The sequence below is a fragment of the Streptomyces sp. NPDC018693 genome (assembly GCF_044391385.1).
GTDB lineage: Bacteria > Actinomycetota > Actinomycetes > Streptomycetales > Streptomycetaceae > Streptomyces.
Genome location: NZ_JBIRZZ010000009.1, coordinates 83,878 through 98,949, shown reverse-complemented (window position 1 = coordinate 98,949; position 15,072 = coordinate 83,878). Strand labels below are relative to the sequence as shown.

At 72.6% G+C, this 15,072-nt stretch carries 14 protein-coding genes; 8 read left to right on the top strand and 6 right to left on the bottom strand.

What is annotated here, in order from left to right; all coding sequences use genetic code 11:
• The first annotated feature begins 130 nt into the window (after window positions 1–130).
• Window positions 131–1,042, top strand: coding sequence for an alpha/beta fold hydrolase (locus ACH5AC_RS23525; RefSeq protein WP_398864000.1), 912 nt, complete (start codon window positions 131–133; stop codon window positions 1,040–1,042).
• Between the two features lie 92 nt (window positions 1,043–1,134).
• On the opposite strand, the gene ACH5AC_RS23520 is transcribed toward ACH5AC_RS23525, so the two are convergent.
• On the bottom strand, window positions 1,135–2,061 hold the full coding sequence (locus ACH5AC_RS23520) for a DUF3027 domain-containing protein (RefSeq protein ID WP_398863999.1): 927 nt from the start codon (window positions 2,059–2,061) through the stop codon (window positions 1,135–1,137).
• Between the two features lie 349 nt (window positions 2,062–2,410).
• Between ACH5AC_RS23520 and ACH5AC_RS23515 the strand changes: the two genes are divergently transcribed.
• The 4 genes from ACH5AC_RS23515 to ACH5AC_RS23500 all read left to right on the top strand — a co-directional run bounded on the left by ACH5AC_RS23515 (window position 2,411) and on the right by ACH5AC_RS23500 (window position 5,984).
• Window positions 2,411–3,844, top strand: coding sequence for an MFS transporter (locus ACH5AC_RS23515; RefSeq protein WP_398863998.1), 1,434 nt, complete (start codon window positions 2,411–2,413; stop codon window positions 3,842–3,844).
• 82 nt (window positions 3,845–3,926) lie between these two features.
• On the top strand, window positions 3,927–4,394 hold the full coding sequence (locus ACH5AC_RS23510) for a DUF2771 domain-containing protein (RefSeq protein WP_398864218.1): 468 nt from the start codon (window positions 3,927–3,929) through the stop codon (window positions 4,392–4,394).
• Window positions 4,364–5,137, top strand: a complete 774-nt coding sequence (locus ACH5AC_RS23505) for a futalosine hydrolase (RefSeq protein ID WP_398863997.1) — start codon at window positions 4,364–4,366, stop codon at window positions 5,135–5,137. The genes ACH5AC_RS23510 and ACH5AC_RS23505 overlap by 31 nt, the downstream gene beginning before the upstream one ends.
• Window positions 5,124–5,984: a 1,4-dihydroxy-6-naphthoate synthase gene (locus ACH5AC_RS23500; protein ID WP_398863995.1), complete on the top strand. Its 861-nt coding sequence runs from the start codon at window positions 5,124–5,126 to the stop codon at window positions 5,982–5,984. Before ACH5AC_RS23505 ends, ACH5AC_RS23500 begins: the two co-directional genes overlap by 14 nt.
• A gap of 9 nt (window positions 5,985–5,993) precedes the next feature.
• On the opposite strand, the gene ACH5AC_RS23495 is transcribed toward ACH5AC_RS23500, so the two are convergent.
• Window positions 5,994–6,377: a cold-shock protein gene (locus ACH5AC_RS23495; RefSeq protein WP_351927328.1), complete on the bottom strand. Its 384-nt coding sequence runs from the start codon at window positions 6,375–6,377 to the stop codon at window positions 5,994–5,996.
• Between the two features lie 183 nt (window positions 6,378–6,560).
• On the opposite strand from ACH5AC_RS23495, the gene ACH5AC_RS23490 reads away from it, so the two are divergent.
• Window positions 6,561–6,815: a hypothetical protein gene (locus tag ACH5AC_RS23490; RefSeq protein WP_398863993.1), complete on the top strand. Its 255-nt coding sequence runs from the start codon at window positions 6,561–6,563 to the stop codon at window positions 6,813–6,815.
• Here the strand turns inward: ACH5AC_RS23490 and ACH5AC_RS23485 are convergent.
• From ACH5AC_RS23485 to ACH5AC_RS23475, 3 genes are all read right to left on the bottom strand, one after another.
• Entirely contained in the window at window positions 6,788–7,429 is a 642-nt protein-coding gene (locus ACH5AC_RS23485) for an HAD family hydrolase (RefSeq protein WP_398863992.1), read from the bottom strand. The genes ACH5AC_RS23490 and ACH5AC_RS23485 overlap by 28 nt on opposite strands.
• A gap of 37 nt (window positions 7,430–7,466) precedes the next feature.
• Window positions 7,467–8,393 (bottom strand): hypothetical protein, encoded by a 927-nt coding sequence (locus ACH5AC_RS23480; protein ID WP_398863991.1) that lies wholly within the window; start codon window positions 8,391–8,393, stop codon window positions 7,467–7,469.
• 85 nt (window positions 8,394–8,478) lie between these two features.
• Complete coding sequence (locus ACH5AC_RS23475) at window positions 8,479–10,098, bottom strand: substrate-binding domain-containing protein (protein WP_398863989.1); 1,620 nt, start codon at window positions 10,096–10,098, stop codon at window positions 8,479–8,481.
• Between the two features lie 267 nt (window positions 10,099–10,365).
• Here ACH5AC_RS23475 and ACH5AC_RS23470 point away from each other — a divergent pair, with 267 nt between their 5' ends.
• Together ACH5AC_RS23470 and ACH5AC_RS23465 are read left to right on the top strand one after the other, a co-directional pair.
• Window positions 10,366–12,918: a helicase-associated domain-containing protein gene (locus ACH5AC_RS23470; protein ID WP_398863988.1), complete on the top strand. Its 2,553-nt coding sequence runs from the start codon at window positions 10,366–10,368 to the stop codon at window positions 12,916–12,918.
• A gap of 71 nt (window positions 12,919–12,989) precedes the next feature.
• A complete protein-coding gene (locus ACH5AC_RS23465) occupies window positions 12,990–14,633 on the top strand; it encodes a DNA repair helicase XPB (protein WP_398863987.1) in 1,644 nt (547 codons plus the stop codon).
• Here ACH5AC_RS23465 and ACH5AC_RS23460 read toward each other — a convergent pair.
• Window positions 14,591–14,824 carry a hypothetical protein gene (locus ACH5AC_RS23460; protein WP_398863986.1) on the bottom strand — a complete coding sequence of 78 codons (234 nt, stop codon included), beginning with the start codon at window positions 14,822–14,824 and terminating at the stop codon, window positions 14,591–14,593. The genes ACH5AC_RS23465 and ACH5AC_RS23460 overlap by 43 nt on opposite strands.
• Window positions 14,825–15,072: the final 248 nt, after the last annotated feature.

Sequence of the window (15,072 nt, the reverse complement as noted above, 5' to 3'; positions counted from 1 at the left end):
AGGACGAAGGTACCGCTCGTCCGGCCGGTGCAGGACGGGCAGCGCGGTGAGCGGGGCCGCCCTGCACGTCGGCCCTCGCCCCGGACACGGAAGGAACCGGCCCCCGCCGCCCTCCCGTACCCTCCCCCTCATGAGCCGACCCCCGAGCCTCACGCTGCCGCCACGGACCCGTGTGCGGCGCCTGGAGACCGCCCGCGGCCCCTTCGCCGTCCTGGACTCCGTGCCGCCGGGTGAGGTTCCGCAGGCGGGCACCGTGCTGATGGTCCCGGGTTTCATCGGCAGCAAGGAGGACTTCCTGCCGCTGCTCCAGCCGCTGGGTGAGGCGGGGTACCGGGTGGTGGCGGTGGACGGCAGGGGGCAGCACGAGAGCCCCGGTCCGGCGGAGGCGGCCGCGTACGCGCAGTCCGAGCTGGCGGCGGACGTACTGGCCCAGACGGAGGCCGTCGACACGGGCGGTCCGCTGCACCTGCTCGGCCACTCCATGGGCGCCCTCATCGCCCGCGCGGCCGTCCTGTCCGCCCCGCCTCCCTACCCCTGGGCCTCCCTCACCCTGATGAGCACCGGCCCTGCCGCCATCCAGCCCGACCAGCAGCAGCGCGTACGACAGCTCGTGGAGTGGCTGCCGGTGCTGGGCAAGGAGGCGCTGTGGCAGGAGATGCAGCAGGCGGAGGGCGAGGCCGAGGTGATCGAACTGCCGGTCGAGGTCTCCGAGTTCCTCAACCTGCGCTGGCTCAACACGGTCCCCGAACAGCTGACGACCACAGGGAGCTGGCTGGTCGCCGAGCCGGACCGCGTACCGGAACTGGCCTCCGTCCCCCTGCCGAAGCTGGTCATCTCCGGCAGCACCGACTACGCCTGGCCGGTCACCTGGCAGGACAGCATGGCCGCACGACTCGGGGCCGACCGAGCGGTCATCCCGGGTGCCGACCACTCCCCCAACGTGGAACGCCCCGCGGAGACGGCCCGGGCGCTCGTCGCCTTCTGGGAGAAGGTCAGCGCTCGGAGGCGTACGACAGGAAGCCCGTCCGGGCGGAGGGGGTGACGGTGGGGCGGGGGCCGTCGCCGTCGGTGTGCTCGGAGAGGGGAGAACCTCGGCCAGGCCCGCACGCACCGTAGCGGGCCCTGGTCCGGGGGCTACGAGTGGCCCAGTTCCGCTGTCTCCTCGTCGCCCGCGTCCGGGACCGAGCCCGAGTCGCGGGCGGGGCGGAGCGGGAAGGGGTCGACCTTGGTCTCGTCGATGACCGGGGGGGCCGGCTGGGGGGGCTTGGGCATGATCGCGGCTTCCGAGTGGCCGCCGCAGCCGTAGGTGAGGGAGACGACGCGGCCGTCCGCCGGGGAGAACTCGTTGGCGCAGACGCCGAACGCCTGGCCGAGGGAGCCGCCGATGGGCAGGAGGAAGCCGCAGCTGACGCAGGAGGCGGGGGCCGCCTGGGCCATGGGCGTCTTGGCGCCGTAGGACTCGTCCCAGCGGTCGGCGGCAGTGTGCAGGCCGTAGCGGGAGAGGACGCGGGCCCGGCGCATGCCGAGTTCCTCGGCGACGGCGGCGATGGTGCCCCGGCGGGGGGCGGTGGGGAGGCTGGCCGGGACGCCCGCCGTCACCTCCGCGTCCTCCGCCTCCGCCAGGTCCGCCATGTCCGCCGAGACCGCGGAGTTCGGCGCGGGCTCGTCCTCGCCGGTGTAGCCGGGCTCCAGACGGAGGTCCTCGGCGTCGGTGGGGAGGAGGTCGCCGGGGCCCATGTCGCCGGGGCGCAGACGCTCGCTCCAGGGCACCCATTCGGGGGCCAGGACGGCGTCCGGGCCGGGGAGGAGGACCACCTCGTCCAGCGTCACGATCTTCGCGCGGGACGCGCGGGCCACCGTGGCCGCCCAGCGCCAGCCGCGGTACCCGAGCTCCCTGCACTCGAAGAAGTGCGTGACCACGCGGTCGCCCTCGGAGACCATCCCGACGTGCGGGCCGACCACACCGGGCGCGGCGGCCTCCTCGGCGGCGGCGCGGGCGAGGTCGACGGCCTCGGCGCACAGGCGGTCGGGGGTGCGGCTTCGCGTGGTCGCTGCGCTCACAGGTATCGCTTCTCTCCTACGCCGTCTGTCGCGGTGCCGTTGCCTCCGGCGGTCGGCGGCGGACGGAGCGGACCTGAGGGCCGCGTCGACGTCCGCGTCCGAATCGCGCTCGGGCGCACCTGTGCCATCCATTGTGCGGGATGGCTGAGATAGGCACGCTACCCGGTCACCGGCACTTGTCCTACACCGACGTGTGAATCCCACCCGGCCGCCTGCGCCGCTCACCGCCTCCTGCGGTCCTCCTGCGGTCCTCCTGCGGGCCTCCCGTAAGCCTCCCGCGAGCAAGAACTACCCGACCACACCCGTCATCCACGCCCTACGCACGGCTTTCTCGGGGCACTATGGCGGAGTGGCAGCCGCGAAGACGCCCCCGGGGGCCACCGGTGTCGGTGGTGCCCGGGGATTCAAGGGGAGGAGCCGGAACAACGGCTCGGGACGGTTCCGCGCGTCCGCCCGTGCGGTGGGGCGTGCCCTGCACTTCCCGGTGACGGGCACCGCGCGCGGCATCCGGAAGGCGACACACGCGCACGGGGCGGGCGAGTCGGGCCTGGGCAAGCTGATCGAGCTGCACGGCGTCAACGGCGCCGGCGATGTGATGATCACGATCGCGCTCGCCTCGACGGTGTTCTTCTCCGTGCCCACGGACGAGGCACGCGGGCGTGTCGCGCTCTACCTCGCCATCACGATGGCGCCCTTCACCGTCCTCGCCCCTGTGATCGGCCCCCTCCTCGACAAGCTGCCGCACGGCCGCCGCGCCGCGATGGCCGGCGCCATGTTCGCCCGGGCGGTGCTGGCGCTGGTGCTGTCCGGGGCGGTCGTCACCGGCAGCATCGAGCTGTATCCGGCCGCGCTCGGCGTGCTGGTCGCGTCCAAGGCGTACGGGGTCGTGCGCAGTGCCGTCGTGCCGCGGCTGCTGCCGCCGCGTTTCTCGCTGGTGAAGGCGAACTCGCGGGTCACCCTGGGCGGGCTCCTCGCCACCGGTGTGGCCGCGCCGATCGGGGGCGGGCTGCAGTTCATCGGGCCCCGGTGGCCGCTCTACGGCGCGTTCGTGATCTTCCTCGCCGGTACGTTTCTGTCGTTCTCCCTGCCGCACAAGGTGGACTCGGCGAAGGGCGAGGACACCGCGCTGCTCGCCGCCGACGAGCAGCATCTGCACGGGCCGCACCGCAAGCCGGTGAAGCGGCCCGGGCTGCGGACCGTCGGTATCGCCGTCACCCACGCCCTCGGCGCGAACGCCTCCCTGCGCTGGCTGTCCGGCTTCCTCACCTTCTTCCTCGCGTTCCTGCTCCGCGAGCATCCGCTGACCGGGCAGAGCGCCGCCGTGTCGCTGGGCATGGTCGCCGTCTCGGCGGGCGCGGGCAACGCGCTCGGCGCGGCGGTGGGGGCGTGGCTGCGCTCCCGGGCGCCCGAGCTGATCATCGTGACCCTCGTCGCGTGCGTACTGACCGCGGCGATCACCGCCGCCGTCTTCTTCGGGGCGTTCCTCGTGGCGTGCCTCGCCGCGGTCGCCGGGTTCTCCCAGGCCCTGTCCAAGCTGTCGCTGGACGCACTGATCCAGCGGGACGTGCCGGAGCTGGTGCGTACGTCGGCCTTCGCGCGGTCCGAGACGCTGCTGCAGATGTCGTGGGTGTTCGGCGGCGCGGTCGGCATCGCGATGCCGCTGAACGGGACGCTGGGGCTGTCGGTGGCCGCCTGCGTGGTCGGCACTGGGTGGGCGGTGACCGTACGAGGGCTGCTCCTGTCGGCCCGGCGGGGTGGGGCGCGGCGGGCGCGGGTGGCGTAACGGAGAGCGACGCCGGACCCCTCGTAGGGAGAGCGTCCGGTGTGACCGATAGCCTTCGGCCATGACCCTGCACTCCGCTGCTGTGCGACGCCGCCGCGCCGTCGCCGCCGCCGGCGCCGTTTCCGCCGGACTGCTCGTCCTGTCGGCCTGCGACAAGCCGACCCCCATCGCCACGATCACCGTCGGCAGTTCCTCCGTCAGCGAGGAGGCCACGTGCGGTGGTGAGGGCGAGGTCCTGAAGGAGGCGGAGATCACCGCGTGCCTCAAGGACGAGGACATCGAGTCGATCACCGTCGACCCCGACGAGACCGTGCGCTTCGGTGTCGACCCCGACATGGCCGACAAGCGCTGGACGATCCTGATGAACGGCCAGCAGCTCACCGACGAGAGCACCAAGACCTACCGGACCATTCCGGGCAGCGTCTTCTTCAACGCCCAGTACGGTGCCGAGGGCGACTCCACGCTGGTGTCCATCCGGACCGCTGACGGCAAGGAGAACAGCGAGTCGGCGACCGGGCTGTGGTCCTTCAAGCTGAAGAAGGCCGACTGATCGACGCGGCCGCCGGAGTCTCCCGGGTACTCATCGCCACCGCGGTCCCTGCGGAACGGGACGCGGTGGCGCTGGCGCTGGCCGGGCGCGGTGTGAGCTTGGTCCAGCTGAACCACGCTTCCATGGCACCCGGCGCCGGCCAGGGTGGCGGTTTCGAGTTGTTGGTCGCCGGGGTCGGTTCCGCGCCGGCTGGTGCCTCTGTCGGGGGCGTGCTGGGCGTGGCCGCGGTTGAGGGGCGGCCGTACGAGCTGGTCGTGAGCGCCGGGATCGGGGGCGGGTTTCTCCCCCATGCGCCGGTCGGGTCGCTCGTCGTCGCCGATGAGATCACCGTGGCTGATCTGGGGACCGAGTCGGACGGTGGGTTCGTGCCGGTCACCGAGCTGGGGTTCGGGACGGTCACGCATCGGCCTCCCGCCTCCCTCGTACGCGCGGCCGTGGAGGTCACCGGCGCGGCCGTCGGGGCCGTGCTGACCGTGTCCACCGTGACCGGAACCGCAGGCCGGGCCGCCGAGCTGAGGGAGCGGCACCCCGGGGCGCTCGTCGAGGCCATGGAGGGTTTCGGGGTCGCCGAGGCGGCCGCGCTGTGGGGGACGCCCGTGCTGGAGGTGCGGGCCGTGTCCAATGCGGTCGGGCCGCGCGACCGGGACGCCTGGCGGATCGGTGACGCCCTGGCGGCCCTCACGGAGGGGTTCGGGAAGCTCGCACCCGTACTGGAGAGTTGGAAGCGGCATGACGACGACTGAGACGCCCGAGACGTTGCGGATCGCCTACTCCCCCTGCCCCAACGACACGTTCGTGTTCGACGCCCTCGCCCACGGGCGGGTGCCGGGCGCGCCCGCGCTGGACGTGACCTTCGCGGACATCGACGTCACCAACGGCATGGCCGGGCGGGGCGAGTTCGATGTGCTGAAGGTGTCGTACGCCGTGCTGCCCTACGTCCTCGACGAGTACGCGCTGCTGCCCTGCGGGGGCGCGCTCGGGCGGGGCTGCGGACCGCTGGTGCTGACCCGGGAGGCGGAGACCGACCTGACGGGTCGTACCGTCGCCGTGCCGAGTGAGACGTCGACCGCGTATCTGCTGTTCCGGCTGTGGGCGGCCGATGTGGTGCCCGGCGGGGTCGGTGAGATCGTCGTGATGCCGTTCCACGAGATCATGCCGGCCGTGCGGGACGGGAAGGTCGACGCGGGGCTCGTCATCCACGAGGCGCGGTTCACGTACCGGAACTACGGACTGCACAAGCTCGCCGACATGGGCGAGCACTGGGAGGACACGACCGGGCTGCCCATCCCGCTGGGCGCGATCATCGCCAAGCGGTCGCTGGGCGCGGACGCGCTGCGCCACCTCGCCGCGTCCGTCCGGACATCCGTACGAGCCGCCTGGGACGACCCGGATGCCTCCCGGCCGTACGTCATGGCACACGCGCAGGAGATGGACCCGGCCGTCGCCGACCAGCACATCGGGCTGTACGTCAACGAGTTCACCCATGACCTGGGCGAGGACGGGTACGCGGCCGTCAGGGGTTTGATGACGCGCGCGGCGGCCGAGGGGCTGTTGCCGCCCCTCGGCCCGGAAGCGCTGGAATTCCCCTGAGCCGGGGCGTCAGACGTCCAGTTGGTCGGCGACCGCGCGCAGCAGGCCGGCGATCTTCTTGCCGGACGCCTTGTCGGGGTAGCGGCCCTTCTCCAGCATCGGCGTGATGTTCTCCAGGAGTGTCGTCAGGTCCTGGACGATGGATGCCAGTTCGTCCGGCTTCTTGCGCTGGGCCGCCGCCACCGACGGGGTCGGGTCCAGAACGGTGACCGAAAGGGCCTGGTCGCCGCGTTGTCCGGCGACGACGCCGAACTCCACGCGCTGGCCCGGCTTCAGTGTCTCGACTCCGGCGGGGAGGACCGAGGAATGGACGAAGACGTCGCCGCCGTCGTCGCGGGAGAGAAAGCCGAAGCCCTTCTCACTGTTGAACCACTTGACCTTGCCGGTAGGCACGTCTGTCCTCGTCCTCGTACTCGTCGGAAACTGCGTGGGAAAGCTGCTCGATGCTGCTCAATGCCGCTCAATAACAACCCTGGCGGGTCGACCGTGACCCGCCGGTACCCAGGCTAATGGTCTGGTGGCGGCTGACAAGACGTCGCCCGGTTGTTCTCTCGCGCTGGGAACTACCCTGGTCGTGTGCCAGACAAAACCAAAACGAATTCCGCCGCGCCAGGTGACCGACTGATCCGTGTCGGTGCCGTCGTGTTCTTCGCCGGTGCCGTGGCCACGCTCGTCACGGTGGCGCCGCTGTTCCTCGACGCCACGCCTTTTCCGACGTACATGTTCGGGCTGAGCATGCTCATGGGCGTCGGCTTCCTGCTCGCGGGGGCCGGTGTGCTGCGGTCGATCGCGGCCGGTCGGCGTCAGGCGCGCGCGGCCGCCACGCGGTAGTCCGCCAGCCACGCCGGGAACTCGGCCAGGTCGTCCAGCACCACGTCCGCGCCGGCCGCGCGCAGCTCGTCGGCGGCGCAGGGACCTGTCGGCACGGTGACCGCGAGGGCTCCCGCGGCGCGGGCGCCCCGTATGTCCCCGACGTGGTCGCCGACGTACACGCTCGCACCGTGCTCGCGCAGCGCCTCCGCCTTCTGCTCGGCCCACAGATTGCCGATGACGGCGTCCGGTTCGATGCCGAGGTGCTCCAGGTGGAGCTTGGCGTTCGGCTCCCACTTGCCGGTGACGACGATCACGCGCCCACCGGACTCCCGTACGGCGGCTATCGCCTCGCGGGCGCCGGGCATCGCGGTCGCGCGGTGGACGGCGTACGACGGGTACAGCGCACGGTAGACATCCGCCATCTCCGTGACCCGCTCGGCCGGAAACCACCGGGCGATCTCCTCCTCCAGCGGCGGCCCGAGCCGGGTGACGACGAGATCCGCATCGATGTACGTCCCTGTCCGCTCCGCCAGTTCCGTGTAGACGGCGTGGATACCCGGCCGGGAATCGATCAGGGTCATGTCGAGGTCGAAGCCGACGGTGGGGGCGGGGGTGGTCGTCACGGAGGCCATACGGGACATTGTGCCCAACGGTCAGGGAACCCCCGGCCTATTTCCGCCTCTGCGACCGCCACACCACGAACACCGCCGACGCGATGGCCGCCCCCCGCAACACCCAGGGCCACGTCTCCCCGATCGCCCCGCTCATCTGCCCCTCGGCGATCGGCTCTCCCCACCGCCCGTCCGTGCGCCCCCACAGCCAGACCAGCCCGCCGGCCACCGCGGCCCCCGGCAGCCACATCACCGCCCACTTCGTCTCCGCGTCGCTCAACCGCCGGGAGGCGTACGCGATGAGCCAGCCGGCGAGCAGCGGCAGGATCTGGCCGAGTACGGCGCCCACGACGAGGCAGGCTGCGCCCAGCAGGAGGAGGGGGTTGCTCCAGCGACGGGTGGGGACGGTGAAGAGGCGTCGGCGCGGCTTGGGTTCGTCGGCCTCCGCCTGCTCGGGTTCGGGTTGAGGCTCGGCCTCCTCTGGTTCCTCCGTCTTCGGCCGGGGCGGCTTGAGGAGGTCGGGGATCTCGATGCCGCCGACGAAACCGGGGATGTCGTCGTCGCGGGCGTCGGGGCGGAGGGGGCCGCCCAGCCACCAGTCGGGCCGGTCGCCCGGCTGCCGCACCGTGGGTCGGGCGTCGGGTACGGGTTCGGCGGGGCGCGGGCCGGGCACCTTGCTCCAGAAGCCGTTGGACCGTTCCGCCCCGTCCCGCTGGGTCGGTACGGCCGGTGTCGGCGTCTGCGGCACCGCCGGCCCCGTGTCGGCCGCCGCGGTGACCACGTCGTCGGGGGTGCCCAGGCGGGCGATGATGCGGCGGACGGCGGCCGGTGAGTCGGCGGGGGCCTTGGCGCGACGTTTGTCGATCTCGTCGCGCAGCTCGTTGACGAGGCGCATGCGCGTGGCCGACGACAGCTGTCGCTGCTGCGCCACGTCACCGACGCGGCTCAGATACTCGTAGACGACCTGGTCGCTCTCGATCCCCACGAAGTCCCCTCCGGGGCTGTGCGATGCGGTGTTTCCCGTGGCTCGAAGGTAGCGCAGCGGATGCGCGGGCCGCGCGCACGGCCCGTCAGCTCGGCTCGCAGGCCAGGGGGTTGTCGACCTCGGAGCAGAGCCGGTTGCCGTAGGAGCGCAGGACGTCGCGGCCGCCCTGTTCGGTGAGGTAGGTGAGGAAGGCGGCGGCGAGGGAGCCCGCGGGCGGCTGGCCGTAGGTGTAGGCGAACTCGGTCTGCCAGTACGGGTACCGGCCATGCTCGACGCTGTCGAGGGAGGCGGCCTGGTTGTCGATGCGGAGCTTGATCAGGTTCTTGTCGCGCTGTGCCTGTTCGTCGGCGTTCCTGAGCTCGCTGTAGCCGAGGCCGCCGCGGTTGCGTCCGACCGCCTCCAGCAGGCTCGCGGTGTCGCCGGCCTCGCAGCGGCCGTAGGCGTCCGGGCTCAGCTGGGCGCAGTCGCGGACGGTGCCCTGGAGCGGTTCCTCGCCGTCGAGGACACGGTCGGCGAGGGCGCTGCGGGTGCCGGAGCCGAGGGTGCGGTTGACCAGGTGGACGGGGACGTCGTCGCCGCCGATCTGGGACCAGTTGGTGATCCGGCCGGCGAAGAGGTCGCGGATCTGGTCGGTGGTCAGGTTCTCCACGCCCGCCGCCTTGTTGGCGACGAGGGTGTACGCCGAGTAGGCGATGGCCCGGCTCAGCAGGCGGGGGTGGCCGCCGACCACGCCGTCGGTGAAGGCGATGTGGTCGCCGAGGCCGTCGCCGACCTCGATGCGTGCCCTGCGGCCCGCGGCCTCCAGTTCGGTGATGCCCTCGCCGCTGCCGCCGAAGGTGCCGTCGCCCAGGGGGATGTCGACGTCCTTGCCCCGGCACGCCTCCTCGTAGCGTGCGGCGGCGTCCCGTACGGCGGGTGCGAAGGCGCTGGAGCCGTGCAGGTGCAGGGTGCCGCCGACGCAGTCCAGCGGGGCGCGGTCGTCGGGCAGGAGCAGGGTGACGGACTGGGCGAGGACCGCGATCGCGAGGAGGCTGATGCCGACCCAGGCGGGGCGGGAGGCGAAGACATGGCTCTCGGTACGGACCGCCTTGAACCGGACGAACCGGGCCAGCGGGTCGAACCAGCGCCGGGTGGTGCCGACCGCGCCCCGGAAGACGGGCCGGGCGAACGGCTCGCTGCCGGTGTCGCCGGGCCAGCGCTCCAGGACCACCAGCAGCTTGTACTCGGCGCGCTGCGGCAGCTTCACCTTCGGCAGCCGGATGACGCCGGTGCGCTGGGCGACGTGGTTGTCGTAGCCGAAGCCGGGCACGGCCTCGCCGTCGCGCAGGAAGGAGTCACGCAGGTCCTCCTGGCTCAGTTCGGTGACGACGAGGCTGGCGATCCGGCGGTCCTGGAAGGTGATCCGGATGCCGCACGGGTCGCTGTCCGGGGTCAGGTAGTCGCTCTCACCGATGGGCGCGGAGCCGGCGTTCTCGATGCGCAGCAGCACGAACGAAGGATCCTTCAGCTGATGCCCGTCCTGATGCATGTCGCGCAGCACGCCCGCGTACGGGGACTGCGTGGCGTCGGCGGCGAGCGTGTCCATCTGCACCCGGTAGCCGAGCCGCTTGCGCCCGACCACCGCGAACTCCCACAGGAACGCCACCAGGGGGAGCGCGATGCTGAGCGCGGCGACCCATTTGTCGAAGTCGAGGCCGAAGTCCATCGCGGATCCCCCAATCCCCTTGGCGACTTGTGCAGTTGACAGGGAGCCCAGGGTGACGAGTGGGGGCGGGCAGAAACCAGCTCTGACACGAACGTATGGACGAAATTCACCCAGGGGACATTTAAGAAACGTCCCGTTTCCCGACCTGAGGGGCGCGGGGCTGTATTGATGTGCGGCTCCGCCGCGTGGGCGCGATCAACCACGGACAGCCCGCACTCGCCCACACAACAGATCCCCTTACGGCACCTGGGCGCTACCGTTGACCGAATGAGCAGCGACGAGCCCCGTACCCCCGCGGCAGCGCCCCGTTCTCTCGCGGAGGCGCTCCGCGCAAGGGACGACGCCTCCCTGGGAACTTTGCTGCGCGCCCGCCCCGACCTCATCACCCCCGTCCCCACGGACCTCACCCAGCTCGCCACCCGCGCGGGAACCCGCGCCTCGGTCGTCCGGGCCCTGGAACGCCTGGATCGTTTTGCACTGCAGACGGCCGAGGCCCTGGCCGTGGCCGGCGACCCGGCGACCTACGACGAGCTGCTCGCCCTGATGGCCGGCGACGACCACGACCCCGCCGTCGCCGCCGCGCTGCCGCAGGCACTGGCCGTGCTGCGTGAGCAGGCGCTGGTGTGGGGCGCCGACGACCGGCTGAGGCTCGTCCGCACGGCCCGTGAGCTGCTCTCCCCCAGCCCCCAGCACCCGTCGCCCACCGGCCTGGGCCCCACCCTGCGGGAGGCGACCGCCGGGATGTCACCCGGCAGGATCCAGGAGCTGGTGGCGGCGGCCGGCCTCCCCTCGACGCACGACTCCGTGTCGGCGGTGTCCGCGCTGACCGCCCTGTTCACCGACCGTGCCCGGATGGCGGAGCTGCTCGCCGGCGCCCCGGCGGAGTCCCGGCAGGTACTCGACCGCCTGCTGTGGGGCCCGCCGTACGGCCAGGTCACCGCGGACCCGGCGGCGCATCTGCGCTGGCTGCTGGACCGGGGGCTGCTGCTGCCGACGGCGCCGGGGACGGTCGTACTGCCGCGTGAGGCGGCGCTGCATCTGCGGGGCGGGCGGGCCCACCGCGAGCCGGAGCCGGTGCCGCCCGTCGTGGCGCCGGCCGCCGCACACCGTCCACAGGTTGTGGACGCCACGGCGGCCGCGCAGGCGTACACCTCGCTGGCGACGGTCGAGGAGCTGCTGAAGGACTGGCACGAGGGCGGTCCCGCGGTGCTGCGGGCGGGCGGCCTGAGCGTCCGCGACCTGAAGCGGACCGCGGTGGCCCTCGACGTGTCCGAGCCGGTGGCCGCGTTCTGGGTCGAGCTGGCGTACGCGGCGGGGCTGCTCGCCTCCGACGGCGGTGGGGGCACCTCCCACGCCCTTAAGGCAGTGGGGGACGACGAGCGGTACGCGGCGACGCCCGCCTACGACGAGTGGCTGGAGCAGCCCGCCGCCGAGCGGTGGGCCCGGCTGGCGGAGTCCTGGCTGGCGGCGACGCGGACGCCGGGGCTGGTCGGCGGGCGGGACACGAAGGACCGTACGCTCTCGGCCCTCGGACCGGGCCTGGACCGCTCGGCCGCCCCGGAGGTACGGCACCGGGTGCTGTCCCTGCTGGCGGACCTCCCGGAGGGCACCGCGCCGACCCGGGAGTCGGTGCTGGCCAGGCTGCGGTGGGAGCGGCCGCTTCGCGGGCCCCAGCAAGGGGAGGACCTACGAACCCGGCTGGCCGAGTGGACGCTGCAGGAGGCCGAGCTGCTGGGGGTCACGGGGCGCGGGGCGCTGTCGGCGCACGGCCGCGCACTGATCGGGCACCCGGAGCCGAGGACACCGGGTGACCTGCCGGACACCCCCGGGGACCGACTCCCGGCACCCCACCACCACAGCCCCGAACCCCTCGCCCGGACCATCGCCTCCGCCGCCGCGGCCCGCCGCCTCGCCCCCCTTCTCCCCGAACCCCTGGACCACGTCCTCCTCCAGGCCGACCTGACGGCGGTCGCGCCCGGCCCGCTGCAACGCCCGCTCGCCGAGACGCTGGACGTGCTCGCCGAGGTGGAGTCGAAGGGCGGGGCGACGGTGTACCGGTTCACGCCGGCCTCCGTGCGACGCGCCCTGGACGCCGGGCGCGCCGCCTCCGACCTGCACGCCTTCCTCACCGAGCACTCGCGGACGCCGGTGCCGCAGCCGCTGGCGTACCTGATCGACGACGTGGCGCGCAGACACGGCCACCTCCGGGTCGGGGCGGCCTCGGCCTACGTCCGCTGCGACGACGACACCCTCCTGGGCGAGATCCTCGCCGACAAGCGCGCCGCCGCCCTGCGCCTGCGCCGCCTCGCCCCGACCGTGCTGGCCGCGCAGGCCGACCCGGCGACCCTGCTGGAGGGCCTGCGCGCGATGGGCTTCGCGCCGGCGGCCGAGTCCGCCGAGGGCGATGTCCTGATCACCCGCGCCGCCGCCCACCGCACCCCACCCCGCACCGCCCCCGAGCCGGTCCCGGACGGCCCGCCGGTCCCCGACGCGACCCTGCTCGCGGCCGCGATCCGCGCGATCCGCGCGGGCGACCTCGCGTCGACCACACCCCGCAAGACAGCCGACACACCGCTCGCCCCCGGCGAACTCCCCCGCACCTCCGCCGCCGAGACCCTCGCCACCGTCCAGGCCGCCGTCCTCACCGGCGAGGCCCTCTGGATCGGCTACGTCAACGCCGAGGGCGCCGCCAGCCAGCGCGTCATCGCCCCGGTCCGCGTCGAGGGCGGCTTCGTGACGGCGTACGACCACACGGCCGACGAGGTACGGACGTACCCGCTGCACCGGATCACGGGAGTCGCGGAGCTGGCGGACGACTGACGGGCCGGCTGTGATCGTCGGCGGTTGGGGCACACTGGACGTTTGGCCGTACGGAAGGGATGTGCGCGTACGTGAACGGTCCTCTCATCGTCCAGTCCGACAAGACCCTGCTGCTGGAGGTCGACCACGAGCAGGCCGACGAGTGCCGCCGGGCGATCGCGCCGTTCGCCGAGCTGGAGCGGGCGCCGGAGCACATCCACACCTACCGGGTGACGCCGCTGGGGCTGTGGAACGCGCGGGCGGCCGGGCATGACGCCGAGCAGGTCGTGGACGCGCTGGTGACGTACAGCAGGTACCCGGTGCCGCACGCGCTGCTGGTCGACATCGCCGAGACGATGGACCGGTACGGCAGGCTGAGCCTGAGCAAGCACCCGGCGCACGGGCTGGTGCTGACCAGCACCGACCGGCCGGTGCTGGAGGAGGTGCTGCGCTCGAAGCGGATCGCTCCGCTGGTCGGGGCGCGGATCGACCCGGACACGGTGGTCGTGCATCCGTCGGAGCGCGGGCAGATCAAGCAGGTGCTGCTGAAGCTGGGCTGGCCGGCCGAGGATCTCGCCGGGTACGTCGACGGGGAGGCGCATCCGATCGGGCTGGCGGAGGACGGGTGGGCGCTCAGGCCCTACCAGAAGCAGGCCGTGGAGAACTTCTGGCACGGCGGGTCGGGTGTCGTCGTACTGCCGTGCGGGGCGGGGAAGACGCTGGTCGGGGCCGGGGCGATGGCCCAGGCGAAGTCGACCACGCTGATCCTCGTCACGAACACGGTGTCGGCCCGGCAGTGGAAGCACGAGCTGGTGAAGCGGACCTCGCTGACCGAGGACGAGATCGGCGAGTACAGCGGGACGAAGAAGGAGATCCGGCCCGTCACCATCGCGACGTACCAGGTGCTGACGACCAAGCGGAAGGGGATCTATCCCCACCTTGAGCTGTTCGACTCCCGGGACTGGGGGCTGATCGTCTACGACGAGGTGCATCTGCTGCCCGCGCCCGTGTTCAAGTTCACGGCGGATCTGCAGGCGCGGCGGCGGCTGGGTCTGACGGCGACGCTGGTGCGGGAGGACGGCCGGGAGTCGGACGTGTTCTCCCTGATCGGGCCGAAGCGGTTCGACGCGCCGTGGAAGGAGATCGAGGCGCAGGGGTACATCGCGCCCGCCGACTGTGTCGAGGTCCGGGTGAACCTGACGGACTCCGAGCGGCTCGCGTACGCCACGGCCGAGACGGAGGAGAAGTACCGCTTCTGTGCGACGACGGCGACGAAGCGGAAGGTGACCGAGGCGATCGTGCGGCGGTTCGCCGGGCAGCAGATCCTCGTCATCGGGCAGTACATCGACCAGCTCGACGAGCTGGGGGAGCATCTCGACGCCCCGGTGATCAAGGGGGAGACGTCGAACGCCCAGCGGGAGAAGCTCTTCGACGCCTTCCGGGAGGGCGAGATCAGCGTGCTGGTGGTGTCGAAGGTCGCGAACTTCTCCATCGACCTGCCGGAGGCGACCGTCGCCATCCAGGTCTCCGGGACCTTCGGGTCGCGGCAGGAGGAGGCGCAGCGGCTGGGGCGGGTGCTGCGGCCCAAGGCGGACGGGCACCAGGCCCACTTCTACTCGGTGGTGGCGCGGGACACCATCGACCAGGACTTCGCGGCCCACCGGCAGCGCTTCCTGGCGGAGCAGGGCTATGCCTACCGGATCGTGGACGCGGACGAGCTGCTGGCCGGGAACTGAGGAGCGGGCCGGCGGCGGACGCCCGCCTCCTCGCCGTACTCACCGAGGACGACCACGTCGAAGGCGGCGCCCGCGAAGACGCGCAGCGCGTGCAGGGCGTCGCCGAGGCGGTGGCGGTGGGTGCCGGTCAGAGGCGTGGCACCGGCCGGGCGGCCGGGGTTCGGGGCTGGTGAGAAGGTCGCTGCACTCATGTCTCCATGGTGCGATTCCGGGCATAAGCGCGGCATCGGTCTGAGGGATGCCGTTCTCCCCCATGGGGCCCTACCGGGGGATGCCGTCTCCCCTAGGGGATCCCCCGGCCACGAGTAGGGCCTCGGGGTTCGGCCCTGAAATCCGTTGGCCGCCGTCCCTCCCCCGCGTCTAGAATCTCCGCTCTTGCCCCGCCTCCCTCACGGAGTGCCGCCGCCCGGTCGGAAACCGGCCGGCTTTCCCGCCGTCA